The following is a 15390-nucleotide window of genomic DNA, read 5'->3' on the forward strand; positions in this document are numbered from 1 at the left end:
GGTTGAACCATGACTGTCCGAGTGATCGTCGTCCACCGGGTCGAGGAGTACAACACCTGGAAGAAGCACTTCGACGCCGCCGCCGACCTGCGGGCCGCGGCGGGCGAAACCGACTTCGAGGTACTCAGGTCCACTGGTGACACGAATCTGGTGGTCCACTCGTCGACGTGGTCGTCCGACGCCGATGCCCGCGCCTTCTTCGAATCGGCGAAGGTGGCCCGCATCCGGGCCGAGGCCGGCGTCGAGCCACCCTTGTTCTTGTACCTCGACAGCGTCGAGACCGGCACACTCGACGCACCGCCTCCCCAGCCGTCCCAGACCTCCTCGCCACGACTCAAACTGGTGCCGATGCCGCAGAGAGTCACGCGCCTGCCTGATCTCGACATAGACCTGCTCACAGACACGCGAATGATGGCCGAAGTCGACGACATGGAGTTGTACATCGACGGTTCCACCGGCCGGATTCTGACGGAATTCGACTGGAGCGACGAGTCCGCGGACGTCCACCATGTGAACAGCATCAGTTCGCACGAGCAGTACACGTACTTGGAAGCCTTCACCGACGCCGTCGCCGACCGCGATCTGCGGTCGCACTTACGCGAGGCACTCGACGGACGCCGCCCGTTCCGCCGTTTCAAAGACGTCCTCTTCCAGCATCGAACGAAAGTCGGGGTCCTGTGGAGTCCGTTCCAAGAGACGCTCGGCGCGATCGACACGATCGAATGGCTGCGGCACCTCGAGGTGATCACCGACGATGAGGCGGCCTGGGAGACCGCCGCCCGCGAGGCTCGCCGCGACGAACTCATCGAGCAGATCACCGCCGCCACCCGCTGACACACAAGAAAGCCCGGACCGAATGGTCCGGGCTTTCTCTTCTAGTAGCGGGGACAGGATTTGAACCTGCGACCTCTGGGTTATGAGCCCAGCGAGCTACCGAGCTGCTCCACCCCGCGTTGCGTTCTCTACTGTACACGGCCCCGGAATCATCCGAGTGCGGGGGCGAGCCAGCGTTCGAGGAACGTCCTCATCGCATCGTCGTCCTGCAGTTGCTCGGACGGATTCTGCAGGAACGACGTCAACAGCCGCATGATCATCTCGGCGAGACCGTCGAGATCGCCGTCGGTGTAACCGTGGGCGGCCCAGTCGACGGGGAACCGACGCAGCATCAACGATCCGTACTGGACGACGCTCCCCGACGTGGAACTGCGGCCGAAGGTGCCGGTGTCGCCGATCTGCAGGAGCAGGTTGAGGCGGGGGTCGCCGGGAACGGTCCGCAGGCAGAACAGCATGCCCTCGACGACTGCGTCGGCCGGCTCGCCACGTCCGTCGAGGTGCGCGACGAGCCGGTCGACGAAGTCTGCGGCGCCCTGGGCGGCCACTTCGCTGACGATCTCACCGATGCCGGCGAACTGCCGGTACACGGTCTGGCGGGTCACTCCCAGCTCGGCGGCGACGTCGGAGAACGTCGTCTTCGCGACGCCGTACCTGTCGATGCACCGGGCCGTCGCGTCGACGATCCGTTGCCGCGCCTCCTCGTCGGTCGCCGGAGGCTCCCCGCCCCACCCGTGTTTGGCCATGGCCTCAGACTGCCACAGCGCCCTTCTCCCCCACGCCGGCCACCGCGCCCGCCGGTCGGGCCGCCCGCATCGCGGCGATCACGAACCACGCCGACCCCGCGATGCACAAGATCGAGTACCAGGCGCTGCCGATCGGCGTTCCCCGGTCGGTCACCCCGTCGACGGCGCCGAGGAACTCGGGCGCCGAGGCGATCCACAGGACCGTGAGGACGCCGAGGTACAGGGCCGGATACACCCGGACGAACTGCGGCGACGCCAACCCGATCGGCCGATTCCACGTGGCGCGGGTGCCCTCGATCAGGAGCCACAGTCCGACGAGCCACAGGATCGCCAACAAGATGATGACGAGGGTCCGCTGCAGCGTCGCCTCCCCGCCGGTGTTCACTCCGACGCGAGTCGGCGCGGCGAGGACGACCATGAGGATCGGCGTCAGGATGCCTGCCGCAAGGGTCCGCAGCGTCACCTGACCACCGGACAGGTCCTTGGTCGCGGAGAACTTCGCGGCCAGCCACGCGAGCACGCCGAACGACACGGACGCGAACACCCACATGCTGTTCATCGGCACCGAGGTGAACATCGGTTGATTGATCATGTTGTCCGGGTTCCACGCCCACCATTTGAGCTGCGGTCCGAGCTGGTCGAACGTCTCGTAGAACACCTGGCTCGCGAACGCGACGGCGACCGCGCCCGCGAGCGGGCCGCGTCGTTCGAAGATCCCGAGCGCGCGCACCACCTCATAGGTGACGGCGGAGATCACCGGGTAGAACGCGACGATGTACAGCGGCAGCCTGTCGAACATGAACTGCACGGTGAACACGTTGTGCGAGAAGATGAAGCCGACGTACTCGTTCAACCCGAACCACGACGGGAAGTACAGCGGCGGTTCGATGATCGCGAGGTACACGAGGGAGCCGAACCACAGGGTCAGATTCACCGCGTCGCCGTCGCGTCGCCACCGTCGCCACGCGTGGATCAGCGCGAACACGGCGCCGGCGACGATCAGCAGTTCCAGGATCGGCAGCGTCCAGTTGTCGAGGCCGAACGGGTTTCGGAACGTGACGATCGGATTCGCGTCGTCGCAGACGAAGCCGAGATGGTCGGCCACCTCGCGCGCGTCCTGCTCGCAGGTGAAGCTCATGCCGGCACCTGCTCGTCGACGTAGACGGGCCGGTGCGCCACCGGGTTGTCGGGGTCGGTGTAGTCGGTGCCCGGAGGCAGCTTCGTGACGTCGAACCCTCCGGGGATGCGGGTGCGGCCGAGGGCGGCGCGCACCTTGTAGCGGAGCACTCGGAGGATGAACTGCGGGTCGGTGCTGATCTCCTTCAGCGACGTGTCGAGGTTGAACACGCCGGTGAACTTCTCGTCGACGTAGGCGTCCTCGGCGGCGGCAGAGGTGATGGCGTTGAACACCGGCCAGCTGAAGCGGGCGGCGAGCTTGCGGCGCCACTGGGCGACGGTCTCGGTACCGGTGGCGAAGTCGTACGCCTGGTCGCGGGCCATCGCAAGCATCCACGGGACGTCGAGCGACACCTTCTGCTTGTCGAGGAACTCGCGGTGGAACGCGCTGTCGATCGTGCTGCGCGAGGCGAGGACCTCGGCGAGGACCAGCGCCGACCGCGCCGCCGAGCTCATGCCCTGCGCGTAGAACGGATTGAAGGCGCAGATCGAGTCGCCGATCGCGATGAGGCCGACGGGCGGGGCGTCGAGGAGGTCATAGCGCCGCCACTTGTTGCCCGTCGACTTCGTCAGGTGCACTCCGGACTGCGGCTCGCATTCGCGGGAGACTTGCCCGAAGACGGGCGTGCGGACGCGGTCGGCGGCCGCTTCGAAGTCCTCGACCGTGCGCGGCATCGTCAGGCCCCACGAGCCCATGCACACGATCACCCGGTTGCCCTCGATCGGGAAGAAGTTCGAGAGGTACTCGTGCTCTTCCGGGTGCACGCCGGTGTCCTGCGTCGGGGTGACGACGATGTGTTGCCACCACCAGTCGGCGGGCCGGTCGGCGGGCAGGTCGTACCAGCGGGAGGTGTAGGTGACCTTGGCGTCGAGGGTCTGCTCGGGTGCCTGGGCCCAGCCTGCGGCGACGAGCCAGTCGTGGACCTTGGTGCCGCGACCGAGGGCGTCGACCACGAGGTCGGCGTCGAGGGACTGCGCGTCGCCGTCACTGAAGGTGACGCCGGTGATCCGGCCGGCCGCGGTGCCGCCGCCGGTGGTGAGCAGTCCGGTGACGCTTACGCCCTCGCGGATCTCGATGTTCGGGATCTCGCGGACCCGGTCGCGCAGCACGCGTTCGATGAGGACGCGCGAGCTGTAGACCATCGTCATCTGGCTCGACTTGCGGGCCGCCCAGCCGTCCTTCTCGCAGTACGCGGCGTCCTTCGACGGCATGAGGAGCATGCCGCCGGCGGCGATCAGCGCGTCCTCGAAGCCGGGGAAGATCGTGCCGATCGCGCGGCGCCCCGAGTTGAGGACGAAGTGCGGATGCTTGCTCTGCGGCACGCCCCGACGGTGCTCGGCGTCCGCCGGCAGTTCGTCGCGCTCGAGGACGATCACCTCGTCGAAATGTCGTGCCAGCACACCCGCCGTGCACAGTCCCGCGACGCTGCCGCCGAGGACTACCGCTCGCTTCGATCCCATCGTCTCTCCATTCATACAGATTTTGGATGAGCGTATGGTTCGGCGGGAATGAGTGTCAAGGGGCCTCTCCCATCCCCATGGCGGCTTCGCAGGCCGACGACATCGGCAGGCAGCGAAATACACAAAGACCCGGACCGAATGGTCCGGGTCTTTGTTATTGGTAGCGGGGACAGGATTTGAACCTGCGACCTCTGGGTTATGAGCCCAGCGAGCTACCGAGCTGCTCCACCCCGCGTTGCATCGACTACGTTACACAGCGGTGAACTGCAGAGGCAAATCGATTACCCGGCAACGTGATCGAAGGCACGAACCAGCCGATCAACGGGCCCGGACACCCATCAGGCCTGCCAACTGGGTGGCGAGCGGATTGAGGTTCAGCTTGTCGGGGTCGCGCTTGGGTTTGTTGTCCCACGGCTGCACGAAGTCCGGGTTCGACAGGTCGGCGTTGTTGGCGCCGCGCACCGCGGTCGGACTGCCAGTGGGCACCGAACAGGCCGCCTTGGTGTTGAACGGGAAGTCGTCGTAATTGATGTCGAAGTCGGGGTTGCGCGCCTTGATCTGGTCGATCATCCGCTGCGTGCTCTCGTAGCCGCGCGTGCAGCTCGGCGGATTCTCCGTCTCGAGGACGATGCCGAAGCGGATCGTCCCCTCCGGCGATGACGTGGTCATGCTGCTCGCCGACAGGGACGAGAGCATCGCGAAGGTCATACCAGTCACGAACGACGCCGGCTCAATCGTGTCGACCGTCGTCCCCAGCTGGTGGATGAGCTTCGTGGCGTCTGCTCCGTTGTCGTCGAGGAACCTCGACAATGTCGTCGCCGCGCGGGGTCCGTCGGTGAGAATCCGGCGGATCGCCGGGTCAGACGACGCGAGCGTCGCCGCGACCACGTTGAGGTTCTTCGACCACGACAGGATCTCGTCCGACTGCTCGGCCTGCGTCGCCAACACGGGGCGAGAGTTCTTGATCAGCTGGATCGTGTCGTCCAGGTTCTCGACGCCGGTCTGCGACAGTTTGTCGAGGGAGTCGACGAGGCGAGTCAGGTTGTCACCCTGACCGTCGAAGGCCTTGCCGAGCTCGGTGACGGCGATCCGCAGATCGTCGACTGGGACAGTCTTCGTGAGGTCGATCGCCGACTGCGTGACTTCCTGCAGCTTCGGCGGGAACCGGACCTGCGACGCGGCGATACGCGAGCCTTCACGAAGGAACGGTCCGTCCGCCGACGTCGGCTGGAAGTCGAGGAACTGCTCGCCGATCGCGGACCGGTTCGCCACGACAGCGAGGGCGGAGTCCGGAATCTGCTCGCCGCTTGATTCGAGAACCAGGTCGACTTCCACACCGTCGGGAGTCATCCGCAGATCGCGCACACGTCCGGCGGCGACACCCCGATAGGTGACCTGAGCCTCCGAGAACAGCCCGCCCGCATCGGGCATCTCCACCGTCACGCGGTAGACGCCGACGCCCACCGCCTGATCCATCCGGGCATACCGAATGCCGCCGTACACCGACGCGACCAGCCCCAACAGGACAACGACGACAAGCTGAATCTTCACTAGACGACTGAGCGGTGGCATACCGACCCTTCCCGGAAACAGTGCGGGTCCCGACTACCCCACTGTGCGCAGTGTAAACGTTGTTTACATGAGGAAACGAGCCCCAGAGCACGGTTCGTGAGCAAGGATCTCCATCGGGACATCATGTGATGCCGATCACTTCGAGAGTAGGGTGAGACTCACCAGTCCGGCCCGCCAGGACCGACCGAAATCCAGGAGGCGACATGGCAGATCCCAACATCCATCACGAGAGCCACGGCAATCATCCGATGAGCCTGCTCGCGTTTGTCCTATTGCTGGCCGGAGGCGCGCTGTCGGCGCTGTGGATCGTCACCCTCGCCGACCTGCCGGAAGGTCGGACGATGAACATCACCTACGGCGTCCTCGCCCTCGGGTGCCTGGTCTCGGCGGCACTGATCTTCCGCCACTTGACCACCCATCTGCACCACTCACCGGTGATGCCCGACAACACCCAATCCGAGATCGACCGCTACCTCGCCAAGGTGCGCTGACACCACCGTCTATCAACAAAACCGCCGAGTCCCGGGGAGGGACTCGGCGGTTCTTGTTCATCCCGATCAGTTTCCGGACGGGTAATCGGCGAGCGCGGCCTTCAACTTCTTGAGTGCGTCGCCGATCGCGGCGAAGTCACCGCTCTTCTGCGCTGCATCCATCTGAGCCACGGCCGCATCCAACGCGTCGACTTGCGCCTGCGTCGGCCCCGACTTGTTCGGCACAGTCGGAGTGGTCGGTTTCTCGTCAGGCGTCTTCGGTTCCGACCCGTCTGAATCTGGTTCGGTCGCGGCTCCCGGGTCGATACCGACCTGCTTCAGCGCATCACCAATGGTCGGCGCAGCACCTATACGAACCTGACCGTCGACGGGCGACTTGTAATAGGTCAGCATGCGGAACACCTTCGGCATGGCCGAGTCGCCCGCCTTCGATTCGGTGTACAACGGCTGAACGTACAGGACGCCATTGCCACCGACGGGTAGAGTCAGCAGGTTGCCGAAGGTGATGTTCACCGACCCTTGAACGAGAGTGGTCTCCCGCGCGACAGCGTTCTTCATCGCTTCCTGCGCCTGGCGCGGGCCGACCGTCTGCGAGTCTGTCGGGGTCGTCTTGACCGTGAGCTTTCCGTAGCCCTCCGGATCCGCACCGACGGTGATGTACGCGGCCAAGTTCTGCCGATTGAGCGGAGTGGTCACAGAAGTCAGCTGGAACTGCGACTTCCCCGGAGTATTCGGCGCAGCTGCGGTGAAGTAGTACGGAGGCTGCGGCAACTGCGTGTTGTCACCGGTCGGATCGTTGGGGACGGACCAGAAGTTGTTAGCGCGGTAGAAGTCCGCCGGGTTGTCGACGTGGTACCGGGTGAGCAGTTGCCGCTGCAGCTTGAACAGATCCTCCGGATACCGCATGTGGCTGAGCAGATCCTTGTTCTTGTCGAGTTCGGATCGCGGCTTGACCGTGCCCGGAAACGCCTTCATCCAGGTCTTCAGAACTGCGTCGCTCGTGTCGAACTGGTAGAGCGTCACCTCTCCTGTGTACGCGTCGACGGTCGCCTTGACCGAGTTCCGGACGTACGACACCTCTTCATCGGCCTGCTGGCGCGCCGTCTGCCCCGCATTCTCAGCACGCGAGTCGGCCGTGGCCGCAGACAGCGACATCCGCTGCGCGTACGGGTAGTTCTTGAGCGTCGTGTATCCATCGACGATCCACTTGACTGAGCCGTCGGCCATCACCGCAGGATATGTCTTCGAGTCGGTGGTGAGCCACGGAGCGACCTTCGAGACGCGGTCTCGAGGATCACGGTTGTACAGGATCTTCGAATTGTCGTTGATAGCGTCCGACAGCAGAAGGTTCCGTTCGCCGTACTTGATCGCGTACAGCAGACGAGTTCCCACGTTGCTCAACGCGACCCCCGAATCGGCGGTGTAGGTGTACGTCGATGCATCCGTGTCGTACTCCCGATCCTTGCCGTCGGCCGAACCGACGATGGCGTAGTCGGGATCGACGTTGGCGATCATCTCGCCGAAGTACACACGCGGTTGCTTCACCTGAATGGGTTGATTCTTGTACCCGGGCTGGCGGATCGACTCGATGTCGGAGACCAGGAACTTCGGCAGTCCACCTCCGTCGGTACCCGACGCAGCGTCGGTGGCCGGAGAATCGACCGTGTTCGCGAACGCTGCGATGAAGCCGTTGCCGTGGGTGAAGACGGTGTGCTTGTTGATCCAACTCTGTTGGTTGTCGTTGTACTTCCGAGGATCGAGTTCACGCGCCGAGACGATGAAGTCGCGAGACTGCTTCGTGCCGTTCTCCTGGACCGGGTAGCGGTCGACGGCGAGCTGATCGGGGAAGCCGTAGAAGTTCTTGAGCGACTGTCGCTGCACGAACGACTTCGAGACGACGGCCGGATCGAGCACGCGGATGTTCGACAGCGTCGCCACGTCAGCGTTGACCTTCGCAGGGTCGGCGGGTGCGCTGGTCCATCTGTCCTCGTACTTCACATCGACGCCTTCACGAATTCGGTACGCATCCGAGGTGGCGGCGATGTTTCGGCTGATGTAGTCGGCTTCCTTCGAGTCGGCGCTCGGCTTGACGGAGAACTGCTCCATCGCGGCAGGCCAGATCACGCCGATGGCGAGTGCCGACAGCAGCATGAGCACGGTCGCCATGGCGGGGATTCGCAGGTCGCGAAGTGCAACAGCGGCGAAGAAGGCGATGGCGCACACGATGGCGATGGCCATCAGGATGAGCTTGGACGGCAGCACGACGTTGATGTCGGTGTACGTACCGCCGGTGAAGATGTCGCCGCGGCGGTCGCTGCTCAGGAGGTCGTACCGGTCGAGCCAGTATCCGACGGCCTTGAGGAGAATGAACAAGCCGACGATGATGGCGAGCTGCACACGTGCAGGCCCCGACAGACCACCACGCCGTCCGCCGCCGCCGAGACGGAGGCCGCCGAACACGTAGTGAGTGATCAGGTTGCCGACGAATGCGACGCCGATCGCGATGAACGCCAGGTCGAGGATCAGTCGGATGAACGGCAGCGTGAACGCGTAGAAGCTGATGTCCATCCCGAACTGCGGGTCCTTCTCACCGAACGACTCCGCGTGGATGAACGTCTGAATCGTGGCCCACGACGCCTGTGCGATCAGGCCTGCGACCAGACCGATCAACACGGCGGGAATCACTCCGGCGATCCACGGCCGCCGACCGATCACCGCGCGGTAGCGCTCCAGCGGATCGCCCGGACCGCTGACCGGCGGGAAGTCCGGCCGTCCGCGGTAGGCGGCGAAGAGGCCGCCGAACACGATTCCGCCGACCACGATCGCGGCCACGAAGAATGCGACGATCCGTGTCGTGATCATCGTCGACATCACTTCGGAGTAACCGAGGTCGGAGAACCACATCCAGTCGGTGATGATCGACACCACCCGCGGTCCGATCAGCAGGATCAGCAGCAGCGCCACACCGATGCCGATCAGAATCTTCGATCTGCGGGACAGCGTCGGTCGACCAATCGGACCACGCACTCCAACCACGTTATTTCTCCTGTTTCGTGAATAATCGCCGGAGCAGGCACCGGCTACCTCCCCCACAGTACTGATCGCGGCCGCACCTGCTGACTTCTCCACGGACCTCACGACCTGTGACAATGGGGCGGTGACCTTCCCGCAGCAGCCGCAGAACTTCTCCCAGGCCGACCTCGGCAACGCACTCGCACAATGCGCCGGGTATGCGGCCGCCGCCCCGTGGGGATCGCCGGCGACGCTGTTCGCGCTGGTCCCGACGTCGTTTCTGGCATTGCAGGCGCCCGACCTCGTCGATCCGGATGACAATTCGCCGCTGAGTCCCGTCGTTCAGGAGACATCCGACGGCGACCTCGAGGAACTGCTGACCACCGTCACGTGGCCTGACGCCGTCGTCGGATGCGCGGTCGTCACCGAGATCACTGTTCTCCCTCCGGATGCCGAATCGGCGCTGGACGAGGCGTTCGAGCCGCTGTTGGCCGACCCCGACGCAGCAGACGCGGCAGCCCGCGACGCCGCGCAGCGTCATCCCGAACGTCGCGAAGCCCGCCTGATCGCCGGAGTGCTCCGCACCGGGCAGCGATTGGCACTGCTGTCCCTGCGGGCGACCGACGACGAGCCGCACTCCGAGTCCGACTTGCGGACCCATCCGACACTCGCACCGAACGTCCTGGACGCCCTCGCCTCGACGTTCTGACCGACGATTCGGGACAGGTTTCCCGAAGCGCCTTCCGCTGCCCCGCTTCTGTCGATAGCGTCTGCTCCATTTACTTGATCGAACGATCAACTGGGAGTGGACGTGACATTCGAAGATCCAGCGGTACCAGAGCCCGCGCCGAACCGGCCGTGGCACGACAGCCGCATTCGACGAGCACTGCTGGCGGTGGTCGTGACAGTGCCGCTGGTGTTCGCAGCTGTCTTCATGTGGGCGATGTGGGACCCGACCGAGACTCTCGAAGACCTGCCGGTGGCACTGGTCAACAACGACATCGCCGCAGGCACCGGCGCCGACCGTCTCGCAGCCGGCGACGAAGTGGCTCAGACGCTGCTCGACTCGGGAGCGCTCAAGTTCGATGCAGTGGACAGTGACACCGCGAAGGCCGGGCTCGCCGCAGGCGACTACTACTTCGTCGTCTCGATCCCGAGCAACTTCAGCACCACCCTCTCGGGGATCGGAGGCAAGACCACCGCGCCCGCACTCATCTCCATCACCTACAACGACAACAACACGCTCCTCGCGTCGAGTATCGGCGACAGCGTGATGACTGCGATCCGCGCCGAAGTGGTCAAGGGCACCGCCGGCAGCAGCGTCAAGACCGTCGTCGCAGGCCTCGACGAGCTGAGTTCGGGAATCCGGGAGGCCGCGACCGGTTCGGGTCAGTTGCACGACGGCACGAGCGAACTGTCGGCAGGCGCCTCCGAACTGGCGAAGGGCCTCCAGAACGAGTTGGTTCCCGGCACAGCCGAGGCCGCCGACGGCGGGCGACAGTTGGCCGACGGCACCGGCCAGTTGGCCTCCGGACTCACCGACCTGAGGGCGGGAACTGACGAACTCGGCGCGGGCGCAACCGAACTCGCCGACGGCATCGAGTCCATCGTCGGCGGCGTGGACGCCAAGGGGATCGCCGCACAACTCGCCGCCCTCAAACGCGCACTCCCCAACGATCCGTCGCTGCGGGGCGTCGTCGACGAACTCACCGGTGTCGTCGACGGTCTGGCCCAGCTCTCGTCGGGCAGTCGCGAGATCGCGAATCAGCTGACCGATCCGAACGCCGACTACCGGTCGGGCGTCAACGAACTCGTCGCAGGTTCAATCGAGCTCAACGACGGCGCGAACGAACTGAGCACCGGTCTCGGCCAGCTCAACACTGGTGCTCAGGAAGCGGCGACCGGCGCCGCGCAACTCGCCGACGGCGCGAACCAGCTGGACGCAGGTGCGGGCGAACTCTCCGCCGGCCTGTCCGACGGCGCCCGTCAGGCGCCCGAACTCGGCGACGACGTCGCACAGCAGTCCCTCGCCGACCTGCTCGCGACCCCTGTCGACACGAAGGCGTCGAACGTCGCGGCAGCTCAGTTCAACGGCCCGGGAGCGGCACCGCTCTTGCTGATCCTGCTGACGGCGCTGGTCCCGCTGATCGTGTTCATGTGCTGCAAGCCGCTGCGCGCCTCGGCGAGCCAGCCGCGCCGCATGAGCCTGCGCACCTGGCTCCGTCGAGTCGCCTTCGTCGGTGGCGTCAGCCTTCTCGCGAGCGCCGCGTGCACGGCGATCGTCTGGGTGGCCCTCAGCCCGTCACCCGACCCAGCCGAGCTGGGCAAGACGCTGCTGATGGTGGCGGCCGCAACCCTCATGCACACGGCCGTCATCGCCGTCATGTTCGCGATCGGCGGCTACGTAGTCGGAGCGGTGACAGCACTGGCCGGGATCATGCTGCAGATGTTCACCTTCGGCGGCGTCTGGATGATCGAGACCGTCCCCGGCCTGCTGAAATGGCTGAACCCGATCATGCCGATGACCTACGTCCGAGAAGGCTTCATCAGTTCGTTCAACGGCTCGCCCGGCTTCTGGAGCGCACTCGTGATCGTGGTCGGCATCGGCGTCGTCGCGACCGGCGTCCATCTGCTGCTGGTTCGCGAACGGGCACCGCACGACGAGCCCCTGGCGGCGGGTTCGCAGCCCGCCTAGCGGTCACACCTTGCTCAGCAGTGCGGACGCGGCTTGTCCGTGCCCACGGTGCCGAGTGCGTCGAGGGCGCCGGACAGCGTGTCGACCTTCACCAGTTCGATGCCGTCCGGCGCGTCGGCCGTCGCCAGCGAGCAGTTGGCCGCAGGCACGAGGAACATCGTGGCACCCGCATCCTTCGCGGCCCGGATCTTGTGGTCGATGCCGCCGATCTCGCCGACCTCGCCCGACGGGTCGATCGTCCCGGTCCCCGCGATGAACTCCCCGTGCGAGAGGTCACCCGGTGTCATCTGATCGATGATCGACAGCGTCATCATCAGTCCAGCGGACGGACCGCCGATGCTGCCCACGTCGAACTCGATCGCCTTCGACGGGTCGGCGGGCACCGACCGCATCGTCACACCGAGGAACGGGCGGCTCTTGTCGTCCGGTCGCGACGCCAGCGTCACCGCCGAGGTCTGCTGCTTCCCGTCACGGAGGAACACCACGTCGACGACATCACCCGGCTTGTGCTTCCCGAGGACCGCCGACATCCGTTCCATCGTCGCCACGGGTTCACCCCCGACCGACAGGATGCGATCGTCGTCCTTCAAGACGCCCTTCGCGGGGGACTTGTCCGACACCGAGGTCACACCGACGGCCGTCGGGAGCTTCAGGTAGTTCCATGCGGCGAGCACCGCATTGTCCTCCGAGCCCGACATCTGCGCCTGATTCTCCTGGCGCACCTCGTCGTCGCTCCGGTCCGGCGGGAAGTACGACTCCCGCGGCTGCAGCTCATACGACGACGACATCCACTTGCCGAGCGCCTCGAACAGTGTGAGGCCGTCATAGAGGGAGACCGTCGTCAGGTTGAGATTGCCCTTCGGGTTCGGATCGACACCTCCGACGACCTTGACCACCCGCACCTGCTTGCCTGTCTCCTCGGATTGCGCAGTGCCGAGGGTGTTGACTGTGGGACCCGGTCCGAGCGCGACATACGGCACCCGGACCATGAGGCCGAGGCAGATGAAGACGGCCAGCAACGCCACTGCGACATAGATGGTGATCACGCGGCGGCGGGTGATGTTGCTCGTCATCTGGATCAGGGTAGTCGGCAATGTGCGTCGCGACCCGCCGGGAGGTGCGTGCATCCCGGTACCGTGGAGCACATGAACGATCTCCCATTCGGATTCTCGTCGTCCGGCAAAGACGACGACGGTCGTGACGACAACGGTCAGAACCCCGGTGTGCCCGGCGGGTTCGACCCCAACATGCTCGGCCAGCTGTTCAACCAGCTCGGCTCCATGTTCAGCGGCATGGGCTCGGGCATGGCGCCCGGCGGCAGCGGTTCCGGCCCGGTCAACTACGAGGTCGCCGCCAATCTGGCGCGTCAGCAGATCGGGAACTTCACCCCGATGCTCGACAAGGAGTCGACGGCGGTGGCCGACGCAGTCCGACTCGCCGAAGTGTGGCTCGACGAACAGACCACGCTGCCCGCCGGCATCACGACGACCGCGGCGTGGACCCCGGTCGACTGGCTGGAAAACACGATGCCGACGTGGCGCACTCTGTGCGACCCGGTGGCCGAGCAGATGGCTCGCAGCATGACCGACGGTCTGCCCGACGAAGCGAAGTCGATGGCCGGGCCGATGATCGGCATTCTCGGCCAGTTGAGCGGCAGCATGTACGGCAGCCAGCTCGGCCAGGGACTCGGAACTCTCGCGAAGGACGTCCTGACGTCCACCGACATCGGGCTGCCTCTCGCACCGACGACCACCGGTGTCCTGCTCCCCGAGGCGATCGCGCGATTCTCCGAAGGGCTCGACCTGCCTGCTCAGGAGATCGTCGTGTTCCTCGCCGCCCGCGAGGCCGCCCACGTCCGTCTCTTCACGCATGTCCCCTGGCTCAAGCAGCGTCTCCTCGCCACCGTCGAGGAGTATGCGCGCGGCATCCGGATCGACTTCAGCGGCATGCAGAACCTCGCCGAGGGCATCGACCCGCAGCAGTTGTTCAGCGACCCGTCCAAGATGGAAGAGCTGATGGGATCGGCTGCGGCGTTCGAACCGCAGACCACACCCGAGCAGCAGGCAGCCCTCACGCGCCTGGAGACCCTCCTCGCACTCATCGAAGGATGGGTCGAGACCGTCGTCAGCAACGCGCTGTCGGACCGCATCCCGAGCACTGCGGCGCTCACCGAGACGATGCGTCGCCGGCGGGCCACCGGAGGACCTGCCGAGCAGACGTTCGCCACGCTCATCGGTCTCGACCTGCGTCCCCGCAAGCTCAGGGAAGCCGCGGACCTGTGGCGAAAGCTCACCGACGCATCCGACGTGACGGTCCGCGACGGTGTCTGGGGCCATCCCGACCTCCTCCCCGACGGCGAGGACATCGACTCCCCTGCCGCGTTCATCGACAGGGTGATCGGCGGCGACTCGTCCCTCGACGACGCCATCGCCGAACTGGAACGCAGCCTCGCGGAAGGCGACGAGAACCCCGACGACAAGGGCGGCGACACGTCCAGCTGAGCACTCAGGTCGTGCCTGTGGAATTCACATTCGACGAAAACGGACAAGGGTGACATCGTGGCGGCATGACGGCCACCGCGAACGTCCCCGACCTGCCGATACTTCTCCCGGGTGTCCCGGTGCTCGCACGGCGGGATTCGTGTGTGCAAGTCGGGTGTGATCCCGGCAGCGCAACCCTGATCGACGTCGATCGCGACATCGACCCGCGTACCGTCGCGACACTGCTTCAGTCCCTGCGCGAGCCGACCGACTACCGGTCGATCGCGCGGCGAGTACGAGCGATCGGCCTCGACGCACGAACTTTCCGGTCCGTACTGGACCGTCTCGTCGCCACCGGCCAGGCGGCCCGCCCCTGCGCGCAGGCAGCCCGGACCGTCCCCATCCACATCGTGGGACGGGGCGACGTCGCACGCGAACTCACCAAATCGTTGACCATCGCCGGACTCGCCGTCGACGACGTCCCCACGGCGGGTCTCGTCGTGATCGCCGATCAACCGGTACCCGATCCACGCCTCACCCGGCTGCTCATGGCGGCGGGTCTGCCGCACCTTCCCGTCCATCTGCGCGACGGCATCGGCGTCGTGGGACCGCTCGTCCTGCCAGGGATGTCGAGCTGCCTGCGATGCGCTGACCTGCACCGCACCGACCTGGATCCGCAGTGGCCCGTCGTCGCCGCAGGCCTCCTCGACCTCGTCGGCCACGCTCCTGCCGCAGTCCTGCGTGCCACCGTCGCCATCGCTCACGGTGAGATCGACGAGATCGTCGCGATGATCGTCTCGTCGTCGCGAGTTCAACCGAGCCTCGTCGGCACGAGCCTGGAGTATCGCGGCGTGCCCGCCCGCCTGGACACTCACTCCCGGCCGACTCACCCGCGCTGCGGTTGTGGGGCCGACCCGCGCAACACG

12 protein-coding genes and 2 tRNA genes are annotated in these 15390 nt (G+C 65.7%); 6 read left to right on the forward strand and 8 right to left on the reverse strand.

Features of this window, described 5'->3' with window-relative positions; genetic code table 11:
* Positions 1–9 precede the first annotated feature (9 nt).
* Positions 10–834 carry a UPF0158 family protein gene (locus tag GM1_RS21820; RefSeq protein WP_075052011.1) on the forward strand — a complete coding sequence of 275 codons (825 nt, stop codon included), beginning with the start codon at positions 10–12 and terminating at the stop codon, positions 832–834.
* 45 nt (positions 835–879) lie between these two features.
* Here GM1_RS21820 and GM1_RS00675 read toward each other — a convergent pair.
* From GM1_RS00675 to GM1_RS00700, 6 genes are all read right to left on the reverse strand, one after another.
* Positions 880–953 (reverse strand) — tRNA-Met (locus GM1_RS00675).
* Positions 954–983: 30 nt separating this feature from the next.
* Positions 984–1577: a TetR/AcrR family transcriptional regulator gene (locus tag GM1_RS00680; protein ID WP_008375815.1), complete on the reverse strand. Its 594-nt coding sequence runs from the start codon at positions 1575–1577 to the stop codon at positions 984–986.
* A 4-nt stretch (positions 1578–1581) separates the two neighbouring features.
* The gene (locus GM1_RS00685) at positions 1582–2715 is read right to left on the reverse strand and encodes a hypothetical protein (RefSeq protein WP_008375816.1); all 1134 of its coding nucleotides are present in this window, start codon (positions 2713–2715) and stop codon (positions 1582–1584) included.
* Complete coding sequence (locus GM1_RS00690; protein ID WP_008375817.1) at positions 2712–4214, reverse strand: FAD-dependent oxidoreductase; 1503 nt, start codon at positions 4212–4214, stop codon at positions 2712–2714. Before GM1_RS00690 ends, GM1_RS00685 begins: the two co-directional genes overlap by 4 nt.
* 158 nt (positions 4215–4372) lie before the next feature.
* Positions 4373–4449, reverse strand: a tRNA-Met gene (locus GM1_RS00695).
* A gap of 83 nt (positions 4450–4532) precedes the next feature.
* Positions 4533–5786 (reverse strand): MCE family protein, encoded by a 1254-nt coding sequence (locus GM1_RS00700; protein ID WP_008375818.1) that lies wholly within the window; start codon positions 5784–5786, stop codon positions 4533–4535.
* Positions 5787–5989: 203 nt separating this feature from the next.
* Between GM1_RS00700 and GM1_RS00705 the strand changes: the two genes are divergently transcribed.
* The gene (locus GM1_RS00705) at positions 5990–6277 is read left to right on the forward strand and encodes a hypothetical protein (RefSeq protein WP_008375819.1); all 288 of its coding nucleotides are present in this window, start codon (positions 5990–5992) and stop codon (positions 6275–6277) included.
* 66 nt (positions 6278–6343) lie between these two features.
* Here the strand turns inward: GM1_RS00705 and GM1_RS00710 are convergent, their stop codons facing one another.
* Positions 6344–9313: a UPF0182 family protein gene (locus GM1_RS00710; RefSeq protein WP_008375820.1), complete on the reverse strand. Its 2970-nt coding sequence runs from the start codon at positions 9311–9313 to the stop codon at positions 6344–6346.
* Between the two features lie 121 nt (positions 9314–9434).
* Between GM1_RS00710 and GM1_RS00715 the strand changes: the two genes are divergently transcribed.
* Positions 9435–9998, forward strand: coding sequence for a PPA1309 family protein (locus GM1_RS00715; RefSeq protein WP_008375821.1), 564 nt, complete (start codon positions 9435–9437; stop codon positions 9996–9998).
* Between the two features lie 102 nt (positions 9999–10100).
* Positions 10101–11984 carry a YhgE/Pip family protein gene (locus GM1_RS00720; RefSeq protein WP_075052059.1) on the forward strand — a complete coding sequence of 628 codons (1884 nt, stop codon included), beginning with the start codon at positions 10101–10103 and terminating at the stop codon, positions 11982–11984.
* 14 nt (positions 11985–11998) lie between these two features.
* Here the strand turns inward: GM1_RS00720 and GM1_RS00725 are convergent, their stop codons facing one another.
* On the reverse strand, positions 11999–13057 hold the full coding sequence (locus GM1_RS00725; RefSeq protein WP_040519213.1) for a YlbL family protein: 1059 nt from the start codon (positions 13055–13057) through the stop codon (positions 11999–12001).
* A 72-nt stretch (positions 13058–13129) separates the two neighbouring features.
* Here GM1_RS00725 and GM1_RS00730 point away from each other — a divergent pair, with 72 nt between their 5' ends.
* Positions 13130–14485: a zinc-dependent metalloprotease gene (locus GM1_RS00730; RefSeq protein WP_008375826.1), complete on the forward strand. Its 1356-nt coding sequence runs from the start codon at positions 13130–13132 to the stop codon at positions 14483–14485.
* Between the two features lie 65 nt (positions 14486–14550).
* Positions 14551–15390: hypothetical protein (locus GM1_RS00735; protein WP_008375828.1), on the forward strand; the 840-nt coding region annotated here is incomplete at its 3' end.

Origin of the sequence: Gordonia malaquae NBRC 108250, assembly GCF_000344135.1 — a bacterium.
GTDB classification, from domain to species: domain Bacteria; phylum Actinomycetota; class Actinomycetes; order Mycobacteriales; family Mycobacteriaceae; genus Gordonia; species Gordonia malaquae.